Consider the following 15,104-nt stretch of genomic DNA (forward strand, 5'->3'; position numbering starts at 1 on the left):
GTCCACGTTCAGGAGTAAGCCTATGAACCGGTTCGCGAGAATGCTCCTCGTCTGTGGCGCGGGCCTTTCGGTCGCCGCCTGCGGAACGGTCAGCAACCTGCTGCCTTTCAGCCTGGGCCGTTCGCCGGATGCCGGGGCGGTCGCTTCGCAAGGCGAGCGCCTGTCGGTGCTGGAGTTCGATCAGGCCCTCGTGCCGTCGCCGGCGTTGGCGGGGCGTGACTTCTTCCTGCCAGGCCCCCAGGCGGCCGTGTCGTGGCCGGCACCGGGCGGCAATTCGGAAAACGCGGTCGAGCATGTGATCGCGGGTGCAGACTTCAGGATCGCCTGGCGCCGGAACATCGGCGCGGGCTCGGCGCGGACCCGGCAGGTGATGGCCCCGGCTGTGGCCGAGAATGGCCGTATCTTTGCGCTCGACGCCGAGCACACGGTGTCGGCTCTGGATGCGCAGAGCGGATCGGTGATCTGGCGGGCTTCGGTCAAGCCCGAGGGTCGGGAAAGCGGCGGCTTCGGTGGCGGTGTGGCCCTGGGCGGTGGAAAGGTCTTCGTCTCGTCGGGCTATCGCACCATGACGGCCTTTGATCAGACCAGCGGCGCGATGCTGTGGCAGACGGCCGTGGACGTGCCGATCCACGGCGCTCCGACCGTGGCCGGATCGCGGGTCTATGCGATCGATCTGGACAACCAGATCCTGGCCTTCGATGTGAATACCGGTTCGGTCGCGTGGTCGTACCGGGGCATCGTGGAGCCCGCGCGTATCATGCGGGCCTCGAGCCCGGCCATCACCGGCGATACGGTGATCGCCCCGATGTCGTCGGGCGAGGTGTTCGCCTTCCGGGCCACGACCGGTCAACCGGTCTGGCAGGAAGAACTGTCGCGCACGACCCGCACCAGCGCCCTGTCGGAAATCCGTGACATCGCCGGTCGTCCCGTGATCAGCCGCGGCTTCGTCTATGCGGTCAGCCATTCGGGCGTGCTGGCGTCCATGGACATTCGCACGGGACAACCGCGCTGGCAGGTGCCGGTCGCGGCCGTCAACGCCCCGCTGCCGGTCGGCGATGTGGTCTATATCGTGTCGAAGTCGGGCGAGCTGAGCGTGCTGAACCGCGAGACGGGCCAGGTCTACTGGACCAGGGACCTGAACGAGGGTCGCGTGCGTCAGGAAGGCGGATTCCTGGGCTTCTTCGACCGGACGGTACGCCCGACCTGGTCGGGGCCGCTGCTGGCGTCGAACCGGCTGGTGCTGACCAATTCGGATGGTGAGCTGGTCGGGCTGAATCCCAAGACCGGCGAGGTGATCTCGACCCTGCGTCTGGGGGCACCGTCCTATGTGGCGCCGACGGCCTTCAACGGGGCCATTCTGGTCGTCACGGATCGCGGTGAGGTGATCAGCGTCCGCTGATCCGCCTTTCGGCCACAAGAGAAACACGCTAGACGCCGCTATGGCCTTGAAACTCGCCATTGTCGGCCGCCCCAATGTAGGCAAGTCCACCCTGTTCAACAGGCTGGTAGGAAAGCGCCTGGCCCTGGTCGATGACCGGCCGGGCGTCACGCGGGATCGTCGCTATGCCCGGGGCACGCTCGGCGATCTGGAACTGACCCTGATCGACACGGCGGGGTTCGAGGACATCACCGACGACAGTCTGGAATCGCGCATGCGCGAACAGACCGAGGCGGCCATCAGCGACGGCGACCTGATCCTGTTCATGATGGATGCCCGCGAGGGCGTGACCCCGCTGGACCGCATCTTCGCCGAACGCCTGCGCCGTCAGCCCAAGCCGGTCGTGCTGGTCGCCAACAAGTCCGAGAGCCGCGAGAGCGGAGGCGGCGTGGGCGAGGCCCACTCCCTGGGCTTTGGCGAGCCGGTGCCCCTGTCGGCCGAGCATGGCGAGGGGATGGCGGACCTCTATGCGGCCCTCGTCGCCGCCGCGGGTCAGGAATCCTTCATCGCCGATGAAGAGGACGAGGCCGACAAGCCGATCCGCATCGCCATCATCGGCCGCCCCAATGCCGGCAAGTCGACCCTGATCAACCGGTTGATCGGCGAGGATCGCATGCTGACCGGTCCCGAGGCCGGCATCACGCGCGATTCCATCTCGGTCGACTGGCAATATGAAGACCGGAACATCCGGCTGGTCGACACGGCCGGCATGCGCCGCAAGGCCCGCGTGCAGGAGAAGCTGGAAAAGCTGTCGGTCGCCGATACCATCCGCGCCATCACCTTTGCCGAGGTGGTCGTGCTGGTGATGGACAAGGACAACGCCTTTGACATCCAGGACCTGCAGCTGGCCGATCTGGTCGAGCGCGAGGGCCGGGCGCTGGTCTATGTGGCCTCCAAGTGGGATCTCGAGGAACAGCCCCAGGCACGACTGGCCGAGCTGACCCGGCTGGCCGAGAGCAAGCTGCCGCAGCTGCGCGGCACGCCGTTCGTGGCCCTGTCGGCGCATTCGGGCTGGGGCGTGGACCGCCTGATGCCCGCCATCCTCAAGGCCTACGACACCTGGTCGGTGAAGGTGAAGACCCGCGACCTCAACGACTGGCTGGCGCTGGCCACCCAACGACACCCGCCGCCCGCCGTCGACGGCAAGCGGATCAAGCCCAAATACATGGCCCAGACCAAGGCTCGGCCTCCGACCTTTGTGCTGTTCGCCAGCCGGGCCTCGGCCATGCCCGAGACCTACAAACGCTATCTGATCAATACCTTGCGAGAAAGTTTTGATCTGCCGGGCACGCCGATCCGCCTGACCGTCAAGTCGGGCGGGGCCAACCCCTATGCCGAGGGCGGAGCCAAGTCCGGGCCGGAACGCTACAAGGGCACAGCCAAGACCGCCCCCCGTCGCATCAAGAAGGCGGAGAAGGCCGAGGCCCTGTCGAACCTGCCCGGCAAGGCGCTGGAGCAGAAGAAGGCCGGCGGACCCAAGCCCAAGGTGATCAGCGGCCTGAAGGCGCGCTCATCGAAAAAGGCCGGCCAGAGTGTCGCCATCCAGAAGGGGGCCCGCGGGGGTGCCCGCCAGGTCAGCCGCTCCGGCCGCATCCGCACCGGCCAGAAGCACGCGCCGAAGAAGTAGGGGGGCGGCGATGTCCAAAGGCCTCGCCATCGTTTTCACCTTCGGTGTGCTCGCGGCGGCTTTGGTCGCGGGCTGGTACAGCAACCGGCAAGCCCTCTATTTCCCGCCCGAGCTCCACACAACGGCCAACGAGTGCATCCCCGAACCTGGCTTACGGTATCGCGGCCTTGTCCTCGCTAGGGAAGATGCGGTTTGGTGGGGCGAGGTTATGGCAGACCTCGGCGAGCCATCCCTCTACCAACGCCCCGCAGGATCGCCGCGTGTTGTGCGCCTGGTCTGGGACCCCGGCTATGACGGTCCCATGTCGGTCCGACTGGAAGCTGGAGAGGATGGTCAGTGGACCATGAGGGCCAGGAGTTTGTCCCTTTATCCCCGCTATCGGCCGGGGCGCGACGGTCCTCCCACGGGAGAGATTGTCCGTCGCCTGGACGCTCGGGAAGTCGGGTCATTCGAGCGCCTGCTGGATAGATCAGGCTTGATAAGGAGCCCCTCAAGCAGTTGTGTGGCTGGCGGGGTCGATGGCATTTCCTGGATCATCGAGACATTCGATCCCGTTGAAGGGTATCGCTACAACTACAGGCAGACCCCGCAGGAGGGCCCGTTCTACGAACTCGGCGCCTTCATGTCTGACCTAGCGGGCTGGGATTACGGCCCGGGGTATTAGGCAGCCCCCCTCAGCTGCACTCGTCGATCATGAACTGGAAGACGGCCCAGACCATCTCGGCCAGATACTCGTCATCGAACAGCATGCCCGCCAGCTCGTCTTCGGCCATGTGACCGGCCCGGAAGACAAGCAGTTCTCCATCCAGCTCAAGGTCGCTCAGCTGTCCCCAGGCGATGCGGTAATGCGGGGCCGGGTTCACGTTCGGGCTGTTTTCCAGAATGGTCGGCGTGGCCAGTTCCATATGGCAGTCGGAGGTCACCTTCGCGCCGCTGATCTCGCGGATCATGTACCAGTGCTCGGGCGTGTCCTCGTCGCCGGCCACATTCATGATGAGGACGGATTCGGTCGAGAACATCTGGACCATGGCACCTTCCAGCTCGGCGCGGCTGGGGTCCTGGGCAGAGACCGCGACCGGCGTCAGAAGCAGCAGGAGGGTGGTCAGACCCGCGAAAAGAAGGCGCATGGGAATCTCCGATTTTGCGGCGACGCTATCAGCGCATTTCCGGATCGAACAGCGATTTGTTCAGGCCCGGGCAGCCCGCCAGTCCTTGAAGCTCACAACCCCGGGGGGCACCTGATCGCCGCGCGCCAGATCGACGATCAGGGGCGCGATTTCCGACGGATGGGGCAGGGTTTCGGGATCCTCGCCCGGATAGGCCTGGGCCCGCAGGCGGGTGCGCATGCGACCCGGATCGAGCACAGTCGCGCGGATCGGGGTGGACTCGATCTCATCGGCCCAGCACCGCACCAGCACCTCGGCCGCCGCCTTGGTCGCAGCATAGCTGCCCCAGAAGGCCTTGGGCGCACTGGCCAGACTGGTGGTCAGGTGGATGGCCCGACCGGCATCAGAGGCCCGCAGCAGCGGCTCCAGCGAGCGGATCAGGCGATAGACGGCGGTCAGATTGACCTTTTCGATCTTGGCGAACTGGCGCGGGTCCGCATGGGCGACCGGGGTCAGGCCCTCGGCCCCCAGGGTGGCGGCGGTGTTGACCCAGACGTCCAGCCGTCCGAACCGCGCGTAAAGCGCCCCGCCCAGCCGGTCGATGGCGCCGCCGTCAACCAGATCGAACGGGATCAGGGTGGCGTGCTGGCCGGTCGCGGCAAAAACAGCGTCGTCCAGCTCTTCCAGTCCGCCCTGGGTGCGGGCGGTGGCCACGACATGCGCGCCGGCGCGGGCGAGGCCGAGAGCCGCTTCATAGCCGATCCCGCGCGAGGCGCCCGTGACCAGGGCGATACGGTCTTTCAACACAGGGGCATCAACCATGGATCAGGCGCTGACCAGCAGGGACAGCTGGCGCGGATTGGCGTCGCGGCCCCCTTCCTCGATCTCGCGGTCGAGCAGGCGCGTGGGATAGTCGCCGGTGAAATAGTGGTCGGTGAACTGCGGATTGGCCCGGTCGCGCGGACCGGCCTCCATGGCGGCATAGAGGCCGTCAACGGACAGGAAGCCCAGGCTGTCGACCTCCAGGTGGGCGCGCATTTCCTCGAGCGTTTTGTTGGCCGCCAGCAGCTGCCCGCGCTCGGGCATGTCGATGCCGTAAAAGTCGGGATAGAGAATGGGCGGACTGGCCGAGCGAAGGTGCACCTCGGTGGCACCGGCGGCACGGACGGCGCGCACCAGCTTGACCGAGGTGGTGCCGCGCACGATGGAGTCGTCGATCAGCACCACCCGCTTGCCCTGGAGAACCGACCGGTTGGGGCTGTGTTTCATGCGCACCCCCTTCTGCCGGGCGCCCTGGCTGGGCTGGATGAACGTGCGGCCCAGATAGTGGCTGCGGATGATGCCCATCTCATAGGGGATCCCGCTGGCCTGGGCATAGCCGAGCGCGGCGGGCACGCCCGAGTCCGGCACCGGCACCACGACATCGGCCTCGACCGCGTGCTCGCGGGCCAGACCCTGACCCATGCGCTTGCGCACCTCATAGACCGAGCGGCCGTTCACCACGCTGTCGGGGCGCGCGAAATAGACATATTCGAACAGACACGGGCGCGCGGCGCGCGCCGGGAAGGGCTTGAGCGAGCTCAGGCCCTGATCGTCGATGACCACCACCTCGCCGTGTTCGACATCGCGGACGAAGGTCGCGCCCATGCTGTCGAGCGCACAGGTTTCCGAGGCCAGCACCCAGGCGTCACCCAGCTTGCCCAGCACCAGCGGCCGGATACCCAGCGGGTCGCGCGCGCCGATCATCTTCTTGGGCGTCTGGGCCACCAGGGCATAGCCGCCCTCGATCCGCGCCAGGGCGTCAATGAAGCGGTCGACGACGCGGGCCTTTCGGCTGCGGGCGATCAGGTGAAGGATGACCTCCGAGTCCGAGGTCGACTGGAAGATGGCACCCTCGGCGACCAGCTGGTTCCGCAGGAACAGGAAGTTCGTCAGATTGCCGTTGTGGGCCACGGCGATGCCGCCGGTATCCAGATCGGCGAACATCGGCTGGATGTTGCGCAAAAAGCTGCCGCCCGAGGTGGAATAGCGGGTGTGGCCGACGGCGGCCGAGCCGGGCAGGCGCCCGGTCAGATCGGTGCTGCCGAAGGCCTCGCCCACCAGACCGACGTGGCGCTCGGTATGGAAATGGGTGTCGGCCACGCTGGCGATGCCGCAGGCTTCCTGTCCGCGATGCTGCAGGGCGTGCAGGCCGAGGGCGACGATGGAGGAGGCTTCGTTGGCGGCCGCGCCCCAGACCCCGCACACACCGCACTCCAGCCGCAGCTGGTCATCCTCGGCCTCGCGCTCAGGCCAGTGATGGACGACGGGATCGGCGAGGCGGTGGGACATCGTCGGCGGCTCCGATGACCGGGAGGAAACTACTCGGGGGCGTTGTCGGGCGAGTTAGGCCCTGTTTGTGTTTTCGGCAAGGCGTCGTCACCGGAAAACCCTTGGCGTACGGAGGAATCCACGACCGGTGCCAGGGCGTCGGCGCCCCGTCCGATTCCCGGCAGGATGAACTGGATCATACGGGCCGCGCCGGCGCTGACGGAATAAAGGCCGGCCTCGCCCAGCCAGCGAGGCGTCCTCTCGCCGGGCATGGCGGCCACGATCACCAGATGGATGGCGCCCAGCAAGACCAGGGCGCGCGTCACACCGACGACGATGCCGAAGACCCGGTCGATCCCGCCCAGATGCGGATGGGCCTGGGCCCGGCGCGACAGGGTCGAGCCAAAAATCCGGACGCCGAAATAGACGATCAGGAAGCTGGCCAGGGCCGCCAGCAGAGTCCCGGCCCAGTCGGGATCGACCAGCGCCTTGCCGACCGGGGCAGAGAAGGGCAGGGCGATCAGGGCAATGAAGGCCGCCAGCACAAAGCTGAGCAGGGTCAGAAGCTCACGCGTGCCGCCCCGGATCCAGCCCGCCGCCGCCGAGGCCAGAAGAACCAGTACGGCAAAGACGTCCCAGGCGGTCACGGCGTCTCCTCCCCATTGCAAATGGGGAGGGGGACCGCGAAGCGGTGGAGGGGTTCTTTCCGCCCCACTGACCTGCTCGTGCTCGTCATACAACCCCTCCGTCTCGCCGGCTGCGCCGTCGATCCACCTCCCCATTCACTGCGCGAACAGGGAGGAGACAGGCGTTTAATACCTGCTTTGCGAGATTCGTTCGACCGCCTCCGCCAGACGGCTGAGCGAGGTAGCTGTCATGTCGCCGGGTTCGTGGGTCAGGGGCGGGCACAGGGCCCTGTCGAAGCCCAGCTTGCGGGCCTCGCGCAGCCGCGCCTCGGCCCGGCCGGCGGCCCGGACCTCGCCGGACAGGCCGATCTCGCCAAACACCACACAGCCACGCGGCAGGGGCTTGTCGCAGACCGAACTGATCAGGGCAGCGGCGGCGGCGAGGTCCGCGGCGGGCTCATTGATCTTCAGGCCTCCAGCGACGTTCAGATAGATGTCGCGATCGCCAAAGCCGAGGCCGCAGCGCGACTCCAGCACCGCCAGCACCATGGCAAGACGCCCGGAATCCCAGCCCACCACCGCACGTCGCGGCGTGCCATAGGCCGAGGGTGCCGACAGGGCCTGGATCTCGACCAGGACCGGGCGCGAGCCCTCGATCCCGGCAAAGACGGCGGTGCCTGGCTCGCGCTCTGACCGGTCCCCGTTCTGGTCGCCGAGGAACAGCGACGAGGGGTTGGTGACTTCGCGCAGGCCCGTGTCGCCCATCTCGAATACGCCGATCTCGTCAGTGGCGCCAAAGCGGTTCTTGCCGGCGCGCAGCACCCTGAACGGATAGCCGCGCTCGCCCTCGAAATTCAGGACCGCATCGACCATGTGCTCGACCACCCGGGGGCCGGCGACCTGTCCGTCCTTGGTCACGTGCCCAACCAGGATCATGGCCGGACCGCCCGCCTTGGCCAGACGTACCAGTTCGGACGCACAGGCCCGCACCTGGACGATGGAACCGGGCCCGGCCTCGTGCACGTCGGACCACAGGGTCTGGACGGAATCGATCACAACCAGATCAAAGGTCTCGCGCTTCAGCGTCGCCACGATCTCACGCAGCGCCGTGGCCGAGGCGAGGGCGACGTCGGCCTCCGACAGGCCCATGCGCCGGGCACGCGAGCGGATCTGCTCGACCGCCTCCTCGCCCGACAGATAGGCGACCCTGGCGCCCTTCAGCGCCGCGCGCGCGCAGACCTCAAGCAGCAGCGTCGACTTGCCGACGCCCGGGTCACCACTGATCAGCAGGGCCGAGCCGGGCACCAGACCGCCCCCGCATACACGGTCGAATTCGCTGACGCCGGTGATCAGGCGAGGCGGGTCGGGGCTTTCGGAGCGCAGATCCTCGAACTGGATGCCGCGCGCCCGCTTGGTCGCTGCTGGCTTGAGCCCGCCGGGCGGGGCGCTGGCCACCTCCTCGGTCAGGCAGTTCCACTCGCCGCAGGCCGAGCACTGGCCCGCCCATTTGGCATGGACGGCGCCGCAGACGCGGCAGATGTATTGGGATGAGTCACGCGCCATGCGGTTCGCTTACACCGAATCCCGAGGCGGGCGCAGCGGCGGAAATGCGGGCTACGACCGATCCTGACGTAGCCTCAGCCGGAGTAGGTGCGATCCACCCGGCTGCCGACCGAGGTCAGCAGCTCATAGGCGATGGTGCCGGTGTCGCGCGCGGCATCGTCGATCGGCCGGTTCGGCCCGAACAGCTCGACCCGGTCGCCCTCGACCACATCCAGTCCGGTGACGTCGACCGCCAGCGCGTCCATGGAAATCCGCCCCAGAATGGGCCGCAGATGTCCGGCCACGAAGACCTGGCCCCGGGGGCTGGTGGCGCGCATCACCCCGTCGGCATAGCCGGCGCCAACGGTGGCGACGGTCAGAGGCTGGACGGCCACCTTCCCCCGGGCATAGCCCACGCTTTCACCCGTCGGGACCTGCCGCACCTGCAGGATCGGGGCGCTGAAGGTGGCGACAGGCCGGATCCGCGGATCGGGCCGCCCCTCGGGGCCCCCGCCCCACAGGCTGATGCCGGGTCGCACGGCATCGAAGGCATAGTCGGGCCCCAGGAAGCAGCCGCCCGAATTGGCAAACGACGCCGGGATGTCGGCATAGCGACGGCGGATGGCGGCGAAGCTGTCGCGCTGCTGCCGGTTCATCGGGCTGTCAGGCTCATCGGCGCAGGCCAGATGGCTCATGACCAGCGCCAGCCCGGCGAAGGGGGCGGGGGCATCTTCCGGCCGGAAGCCCAGCCGGTTCATGCCGGTGTCGATATGCAGGCCGCACGCGCCGCCCCCGGCCTCCTGCCAGCGGCTCAACTGGTCGGCGTGATTGATCACGGGGCGAAGACCCGCGTCCCTGAGCGCCGCCGCAGCCCCTGAGGTGCAGCCATCCAGCACATAGATGACCGGCGCTTCGCCCACGGCCTCGCGCAGGGCCACGCCTTCGGAGAGGCGCGCCACGAAGAAGGTGCGCGCCCCCGCCCGCATCAGCCGCGTCACGCAGGCCCCGGCCCCAAGCCCATAGGCGTCGGCCTTGACCACCGGCTGGACCGGCCGTCCGGTCAGTCGCGCGAGACAATCATGGTTGGCGGCAAGGGCGTCGAGATCGACCGACAGGCGGGCACGGGTCATCCGCCCCTTATGCCGCAGGTGCGAAGGGAACGAAACGCCCGGGTCAGTCGCCGTAGTTGCTGCTGTCATAGCGCCCGTCGCGGGCGAGGTTGCCGAAGCGGGTCGTATCGGCATCGAACGACAGGCGCACCGTGCCGATGGGGCCGTGGCGCTGCTTGCCGATGATGACCTCGGCCACGTGCTGCAGCTGGTCCATGTCCTGCTGCCACTTGAGGTGCTCCTCCGTGCCCTCGCGCGGCTCGGACCGGCCGAGGTAATAGCTTTCGCGATAGACGAACATGACCACATCGGCGTCCTGCTCGATCGAGCCCGATTCCCGCAGGTCAGACAGCTGGGGCCGCTTGTCGTCGCGGCTCTCGACCTGGCGGGACAGCTGTGACAGGGCCAGCACGGGCACGTTCAGTTCCTTGGCCAGTGCCTTGAGGCCGCCGGTGATCTCGGACACCTCCTGCACACGGTTCTTCTGATTGTTGGCGTCGCCGACGGTCAGCAGCTGCAGATAGTCGACGATGATCAGGTCCAGCCCCTGCTCCTGCCGCTTCAGGCGGCGCGCGCGGGCGGCCAGTTTGGAGATGGGCAGGCCGCCGGTGGCGTCGATGTAGAGCGGGCTCTCGCCGATCTCGATGGCGGCGTCGCGCAGCCGGCCATAGTCCGAGGCGTCGATCTCGCCCTTTCTCAGCCGGTCTGATGAAATGCCCGAGGCATCCGCCAGAATGCGCATGGCCAGCTGTTCGGCGCTCATTTCCAGCGAGAAGAAGGCGACCACGCCCCCCGAAACCGTCTTGCGCCCCTCGGGTGTCGGCTCCCAGCGATAGTTGCGGGCGACGTTGAAGGCGACATTGGTGGCCAGCGAGGTCTTGCCCATCGACGGGCGGCCCGCGAGGATCAGCAGGTCGGACGGATAGAGGCCGCCCAGCTTCTGGTCGAGGTCATCCAGCTGTGTGGCCAGACCCGCCAGCTTGCCGTCACGCTGATAGGCCTCGCCGGCCATCTGCACGGCCCCGGCCAGGGCCTGGGAAAAGCTGACAAAGCCGGAGGACGGCTTGCCGGTTTCGGCCAGGGTATAGAGCGACTGTTCGGCGCTTTCTATCTGGTCCAGCGCGGGGGTCTCGGGGTCCGGGGCGGCCCGGCTGATGTCGCCGCCGATCCGGATCAGTTCGCGCCGCAGCGCCAGATCATAGATGACCCGCGCATAATCCGGAGCATTGGCTGCTGGCGGGGCCCGGTCAACCAGATCGGCCAGATAGCGCAGGCCGCCGAACTGTTCGAACGCCGGATCCTGCTTGAAACGGCCCATCAGCAGGGTGGGCTCGGCCAACAGGCCCTGGCGGATATGATCCTCGATCACATCATAGAGCCGCTGGTGGAACGGCTCGTGGAAATGGCTTCCGCGCAGCTTGTCCGACAGGCGTTCGAAGGCGGCGTTGTCGAACAACAGACAGCCCAGCAGCGCCTGCTCGGCCTCCAGATTATGGGGCAGGGAGGTCAGACCGGTGTCCGAGGGAGCGAGGGCGGCGAGAGCGTTCATGGGTTAACCTTTAGCCGTCCCTGCGTCAGACGCGGTCGGAAAGCTGTCGATAGTCCGTCCGCCTTGTGGACGGATGGAATTCGACCATGAAAAAGGGGATGCACCGGCTGGCGCATCCCCCTCATTCATCGGCAGTCCGTTCGGGTGGAGGCGATCAGGCCTCTTCGCCGAGGCCTTCCTGCTGGCCTGCGCCGCCCTCGATGAGGTCCTGGGCGGCCTGTTCGGCGGCCTGACGCTCATCATCGAACTGCGAGCGGATGACGTCCTCACCGCGCGCCTGACGCTCGGCTTCATCGGCCGAACGCGCGACGTTCATCTTGACGGTGGCCGAGACCTCGGCGTGCAGGCGGACCTGCACTTCATGGACGCCCAGCGTCTTGATCGGGAAGTGCAGCACGACCTGCGAGCGCTCGACCTTGCCACCTTCGGCCTGGATGGCCTCGGCGACGTCGCGACCGGCGACCGAACCGTACAGCTGACCGGTTTCACCGGCCTGACGGATCATGACGTAGGTCTGGCCGTCGATCTTGTCGGCGATCTTCTGGGCCTCGGCCTTGTTCTTGTCGTTACGGGCCTCGATGGCGGCGCGTTCGACTTCGAAAGCCTTCAGGTTGGCGGCGGTGGCCCGGCGGGCCTTGTCGCGCGGCAGAAGGAAGTTGCGGGCGAAACCGTCCTTGACAGTGACGACGTCGCCGATGGCGCCGAGGTTTTCGACGCGTTCAAGCAGAACGACCTTCATCTTACTTCACCACATACGGCAGGAGGGCCAGATAACGCGCGCGTTTGATGGCCTTGGCCAGCTCGCGTTGTTTCTTTTGCGACACCGCGGTGATGCGCGAGGGAACGATCTTGCCGCGCTCCGAGATGTAGCGTTGCAGCAGCTTGACGTCCTTGTAGTCGATCTTCGGCGCATTCTCGCCCGAGAACGGGCAGACCTTGCGGCGACGATGGAAAGGGCGACGGGCGGGGCCGTCACCGACGGGGGCGCCCGGCTTGGGGGATTGGGTATCGGTCATGGGGCCGGTCCTTATTCCGAAGCGTTGGAGGACTCGTCGCGGGTCGAGCGTTCACGCTCGCGTTCGCGACGGGCCAGCAGGGGCGACAGTTCCAGGTCGAGTTCCTCGACGCGGACGGTCAGCCAGCGCAGAACGTCTTCATTGATCGACAGCTGACGCTCGACCTCGGCCATGGCGGCGGGAGGGGCGTCGATGGCGAGCAGCGAATAATGCGCCTTGCGGTTCTTCTTGACCCGATAGGTCAGGTTGCGCAGGCCCCAGTATTCGATCTTGGCGACGGCACCGCCGCCTTGCTCGACCAGACCCTTGATCGTTTCATTGAGGGCTTCGGCCTGTTGCGCGCTGATGTCCTGGCGCGACATGACCGTGTGCTCGTAAAGAGCCATCGTCATCTCCCTTGTGGGGCTCGGCATGGAGGGACCGGGTGAGTCGGCTCCACGATGGTTCCCGAAGCGGCGGCCGGAAGGCATTCCCGGACCCTTTGACATTCCGCACCGGGACCGAGGCCCTGGAAAGCGGCGGCGTATAGGGGATTTCAGGGCGCACGGCAAGGGCTGTCCGGCCGCGGGGCAAGCCTGCGACGCGATGGACACAACGCTTTATTGTTCGGGAAGGATCAAGGGCCTATCTTGGCCTTATGACCCGCCGCTGGACCCCCGATAGCTGGAGAGAGAAACCCGTCGTGCAGATGCCGACGGACTATCCCGACGCGGGCGCCCTGGCCGCGGTGGAGGACGAACTGCGCGCGCTGCCGCCGCTGGTCTTCGCGGGCGAGGCGCGGCGCCTGACCGAACGGCTGGCCCAGGTCGAGGCGGGCAATGCCTTTCTGCTGCAGGGCGGCGACTGCGCCGAGAGCTTCAAGGAGTTCTCGACCGACAACATCCGCGACACCTTCCGTTTGATCCTGCAGATGGCGGTCGTGCTGACCTTCGCGGGCCGCAAGCCCGTGGTGAAGGTGGGCCGTATCGCGGGTCAGTTCGCCAAGCCGCGCTCGTCCTCGGTCGAGATGATCGATGGGCTCGAACTGCCCAGCTATCGCGGCGACATCATCAACGGCATGGGCTTTACCGCCGCAGAGCGGGTACCCGACCCCCAGCGGCTGCTGAAGGCCTATCACCAGTCGGCCTCGACGCTGAACCTGCTGCGCGCCTTTGCCGGCGGCGGCTATGCCGACCTCTACAACATCCATCGCTGGACGCTGGGGTTCGCCGCCGACAACTCCTATGGGGCCCGTTATCGTGAACTGGCCGACAAGATCGGCGAGGCCCTGGCCTTTATGGAGGCGGTCGGGGTGACGCCGGAAACCCATCCGGACCTGTCCCGCGTCGAGGTCTTCACCAGCCACGAGGCCCTGCTGCTGAACCTTGAAAGCGCGCTGACGCGACTGGACGGAGCCAGCGGCGAATGGTTCGACACCTCGGCCCATATGGTCTGGATCGGGGAGCGCACGCGCCAGCCTGACGGGGCCCATGTCGAGTTCGCGCGGGGTATCAGGAATCCGATCGGCCTCAAGTGCGGCCCGACCATGGAGGCGGAGGATCTGCTGCGCCTGCTGGACATCCTGAACCCCGACAACATCCCCGGCCGGATGACGCTGATCGGGCGGTTCGGGGCGGACAAGGTGGGCGAGCGCCTGCCCAGGCTGATGCGCGAGATCAAGGCTGCGGGCCGCCGGGTCGTCTGGTCGATCGATCCCATGCATGGCAACACCCTCAAGGCCGGCAACGGGTACAAGACCCGGCCTTTCGAGCGCATCCTCAGCGAGGTCCGGACCTTCATCGATGTCGCCGAAGCTGAGGGTGTGCACCCGGGCGGGGTGCATCTGGAAATGACGGGCCAGAACGTCACCGAATGCCTGGGCGGGGCCCAGATGCTGACCGAGGACGATCTTTCCAGCCGCTATCACACCCATTGCGACCCGCGCCTGAACGCTGACCAGGCTCTGGAACTGGCCTTCCTGGTTGCGGAGCGACTGAAATCCGGGCGGCAGTCCCGCTCTGCAGCGGCCTGAGACCGCCATGGCCCGGGGATGCGTCGCCTATCAGGGTGCGCCGGGCTCCTTCAGCCACGAGGCCTGCGCCGTGCTGCGCCCGTGGGATGAGGCAATCGGCCACGACACCTTTCAGGCCGCGATCCAGTCGGTCCACGAGGGGCGGTGCGACTGCGCCCTGATCCCGGTCGAGAATTCCCGGATCGGCGACGTTCAGCCGGCAAGGCGGCTGGTCGAGGCGTCGGGGCTCGATGTTCTGGCCGAGGTCTGGCGACCGATCCGGCTGGCGCTGATGGGCCCGCCGGGCAGCCGCCTGTCTGATGTGCGGACGGTGGAAAGCCACCCGGCGGCCCTGGGCCAATGCGTGGGCACAATGGCAGCGCTGAACCTCAAGCCCGTCGAGGCTTATGACACAGCCGGGGCCGCCCGTGCGGTCGCCGAAGCGGAAGATCCGGCACGCGCGGCGCTTGCGCCCGCCGGCGCAGCCGAGATCTACGGCCTGTCGATTCTGCGCAACGACATGCAGGATTCCGCCGATAACCGCACGCGGTTTGTCCTTCTGGGGCGAGAGGGCGCTTGACGACGCATGATTTATGCGGGCATCAGCGATGCATGGCCTGCAAGCGTGCCCTGACTGCCGCTTTTGACGCCCGCGCTTTCGCGGCGTCGGCCCGCTATGCCTGTGGCGTCTATTTCTACGGCTTTCGATACGCCGGCTGAGGCGTCGGGACTGGCTTCCTGACCCCTCACCGGCGACCGCTCCGACCGGAGCGGCGGACTTCGGCCTCCCC

At 67.2% G+C, this 15,104-nt stretch carries 15 protein-coding genes; 5 read left to right on the plus strand and 10 right to left on the minus strand.

What is annotated here, in order from left to right; all coding sequences use genetic code 11:
* The first annotated feature begins 22 nt into the window (after nt 1–22).
* The 3 genes from IBJ06_RS04700 to IBJ06_RS04710 are packed head-to-tail and all read left to right on the plus strand — an operon-like array spanning nt 23 to nt 3,729.
* Nucleotides 23–1,399 (plus strand): PQQ-binding-like beta-propeller repeat protein, encoded by a 1,377-nt coding sequence (locus tag IBJ06_RS04700; RefSeq protein WP_292157726.1) that lies wholly within the window; start codon nt 23–25, stop codon nt 1,397–1,399.
* A gap of 40 nt (nt 1,400–1,439) precedes the next feature.
* Nucleotides 1,440–3,065 (plus strand): ribosome biogenesis GTPase Der, encoded by a 1,626-nt coding sequence (gene der, locus IBJ06_RS04705; protein WP_292157727.1) that lies wholly within the window; start codon nt 1,440–1,442, stop codon nt 3,063–3,065.
* Between the two features lie 10 nt (nt 3,066–3,075).
* The gene (locus tag IBJ06_RS04710; protein ID WP_292157729.1) at nt 3,076–3,729 is read left to right on the plus strand and encodes a hypothetical protein; all 654 of its coding nucleotides are present in this window, start codon (nt 3,076–3,078) and stop codon (nt 3,727–3,729) included.
* 10 nt (nt 3,730–3,739) lie between these two features.
* On the opposite strand, the gene IBJ06_RS04715 is transcribed toward IBJ06_RS04710, so the two are convergent.
* From IBJ06_RS04715 to rpsF, 10 genes are all read right to left on the minus strand, one after another.
* The gene (locus IBJ06_RS04715; RefSeq protein ID WP_292157731.1) at nt 3,740–4,192 is read right to left on the minus strand and encodes a hypothetical protein; all 453 of its coding nucleotides are present in this window, start codon (nt 4,190–4,192) and stop codon (nt 3,740–3,742) included.
* A gap of 60 nt (nt 4,193–4,252) precedes the next feature.
* On the minus strand, nt 4,253–4,993 hold the full coding sequence (locus tag IBJ06_RS04720) for an SDR family NAD(P)-dependent oxidoreductase (RefSeq protein WP_292157733.1): 741 nt from the start codon (nt 4,991–4,993) through the stop codon (nt 4,253–4,255).
* A 3-nt stretch (nt 4,994–4,996) separates the two neighbouring features.
* Nucleotides 4,997–6,502 carry an amidophosphoribosyltransferase gene (gene purF / locus IBJ06_RS04725; protein ID WP_292157735.1) on the minus strand — a complete coding sequence of 502 codons (1,506 nt, stop codon included), beginning with the start codon at nt 6,500–6,502 and terminating at the stop codon, nt 4,997–4,999.
* 29 nt (nt 6,503–6,531) lie between these two features.
* The gene (locus tag IBJ06_RS04730) at nt 6,532–7,128 is read right to left on the minus strand and encodes a CvpA family protein (RefSeq protein ID WP_292157737.1); all 597 of its coding nucleotides are present in this window, start codon (nt 7,126–7,128) and stop codon (nt 6,532–6,534) included.
* Between the two features lie 165 nt (nt 7,129–7,293).
* Complete coding sequence (radA, locus tag IBJ06_RS04735; protein ID WP_292157739.1) at nt 7,294–8,670, minus strand: DNA repair protein RadA; 1,377 nt, start codon at nt 8,668–8,670, stop codon at nt 7,294–7,296.
* Nucleotides 8,671–8,744: 74 nt separating this feature from the next.
* The gene (alr, locus tag IBJ06_RS04740; RefSeq protein ID WP_292157741.1) at nt 8,745–9,779 is read right to left on the minus strand and encodes an alanine racemase; all 1,035 of its coding nucleotides are present in this window, start codon (nt 9,777–9,779) and stop codon (nt 8,745–8,747) included.
* Between the two features lie 43 nt (nt 9,780–9,822).
* Nucleotides 9,823–11,307, minus strand: a complete 1,485-nt coding sequence (locus tag IBJ06_RS04745; RefSeq protein WP_292157743.1) for a replicative DNA helicase — start codon at nt 11,305–11,307, stop codon at nt 9,823–9,825.
* 154 nt (nt 11,308–11,461) lie between these two features.
* Nucleotides 11,462–12,046 (minus strand): 50S ribosomal protein L9, encoded by a 585-nt coding sequence (gene rplI / locus IBJ06_RS04750; protein ID WP_292157745.1) that lies wholly within the window; start codon nt 12,044–12,046, stop codon nt 11,462–11,464.
* A 1-nt stretch (nt 12,047) separates the two neighbouring features.
* On the minus strand, nt 12,048–12,323 hold the full coding sequence (rpsR, locus tag IBJ06_RS04755) for a 30S ribosomal protein S18 (RefSeq protein ID WP_292157747.1): 276 nt from the start codon (nt 12,321–12,323) through the stop codon (nt 12,048–12,050).
* Between the two features lie 11 nt (nt 12,324–12,334).
* On the minus strand, nt 12,335–12,709 hold the full coding sequence (gene rpsF, locus IBJ06_RS04760) for a 30S ribosomal protein S6 (RefSeq protein ID WP_292158512.1): 375 nt from the start codon (nt 12,707–12,709) through the stop codon (nt 12,335–12,337).
* 251 nt (nt 12,710–12,960) lie between these two features.
* Here rpsF and IBJ06_RS04765 point away from each other — a divergent pair, with 251 nt between their 5' ends.
* Nucleotides 12,961–14,334: a class II 3-deoxy-7-phosphoheptulonate synthase gene (locus IBJ06_RS04765; RefSeq protein WP_292157748.1), complete on the plus strand. Its 1,374-nt coding sequence runs from the start codon at nt 12,961–12,963 to the stop codon at nt 14,332–14,334.
* A gap of 7 nt (nt 14,335–14,341) precedes the next feature.
* Nucleotides 14,342–14,893, plus strand: coding sequence for a prephenate dehydratase domain-containing protein (locus tag IBJ06_RS04770; protein ID WP_292157750.1), 552 nt, complete (start codon nt 14,342–14,344; stop codon nt 14,891–14,893).
* Nucleotides 14,894–15,104: the final 211 nt, after the last annotated feature.

The sequence above is a fragment of the Brevundimonas sp. genome, assembly GCF_016742135.1.
Taxonomy (GTDB): Bacteria; Pseudomonadota; Alphaproteobacteria; order Caulobacterales; family Caulobacteraceae; genus Brevundimonas.

What these genes read in the sequence shown, in the direction of transcription:
- IBJ06_RS04720 (WP_292157733.1), bottom strand. Translation starts at nt 4,993, where the DNA reads ATGGTTGATGCCCCTGTGTTGAAAGACCGTATCGCCCTGGTCACGGGC.
- IBJ06_RS04770 (WP_292157750.1), top strand. Translation starts at nt 14,342, where the DNA reads ATGGCCCGGGGATGCGTCGCCTATCAGGGTGCGCCGGGCTCCTTCAGC.
- radA (WP_292157739.1), bottom strand. Translation starts at nt 8,670, where the DNA reads ATGGCGCGTGACTCATCCCAATACATCTGCCGCGTCTGCGGCGCCGTC.
- alr (WP_292157741.1), bottom strand. Translation starts at nt 9,779, where the DNA reads ATGACCCGTGCCCGCCTGTCGGTCGATCTCGACGCCCTTGCCGCCAAC.
- rpsF (WP_292158512.1), bottom strand. Translation starts at nt 12,709, where the DNA reads ATGGCTCTTTACGAGCACACGGTCATGTCGCGCCAGGACATCAGCGCG.
- IBJ06_RS04765 (WP_292157748.1), top strand. Translation starts at nt 12,961, where the DNA reads ATGACCCGCCGCTGGACCCCCGATAGCTGGAGAGAGAAACCCGTCGTG.
- rplI (WP_292157745.1), bottom strand. Translation starts at nt 12,046, where the DNA reads ATGAAGGTCGTTCTGCTTGAACGCGTCGAAAACCTCGGCGCCATCGGC.
- rpsR (WP_292157747.1), bottom strand. Translation starts at nt 12,323, where the DNA reads ATGACCGATACCCAATCCCCCAAGCCGGGCGCCCCCGTCGGTGACGGC.
- purF (WP_292157735.1), bottom strand. Translation starts at nt 6,502, where the DNA reads ATGTCCCACCGCCTCGCCGATCCCGTCGTCCATCACTGGCCTGAGCGC.
- IBJ06_RS04745 (WP_292157743.1), bottom strand. Translation starts at nt 11,307, where the DNA reads ATGAACGCTCTCGCCGCCCTCGCTCCCTCGGACACCGGTCTGACCTCC.
- IBJ06_RS04700 (WP_292157726.1), top strand. Translation starts at nt 23, where the DNA reads ATGAACCGGTTCGCGAGAATGCTCCTCGTCTGTGGCGCGGGCCTTTCG.
- IBJ06_RS04710 (WP_292157729.1), top strand. Translation starts at nt 3,076, where the DNA reads ATGTCCAAAGGCCTCGCCATCGTTTTCACCTTCGGTGTGCTCGCGGCG.
- IBJ06_RS04715 (WP_292157731.1), bottom strand. Translation starts at nt 4,192, where the DNA reads ATGCGCCTTCTTTTCGCGGGTCTGACCACCCTCCTGCTGCTTCTGACG.
- der (WP_292157727.1), top strand. Translation starts at nt 1,440, where the DNA reads ATGGCCTTGAAACTCGCCATTGTCGGCCGCCCCAATGTAGGCAAGTCC.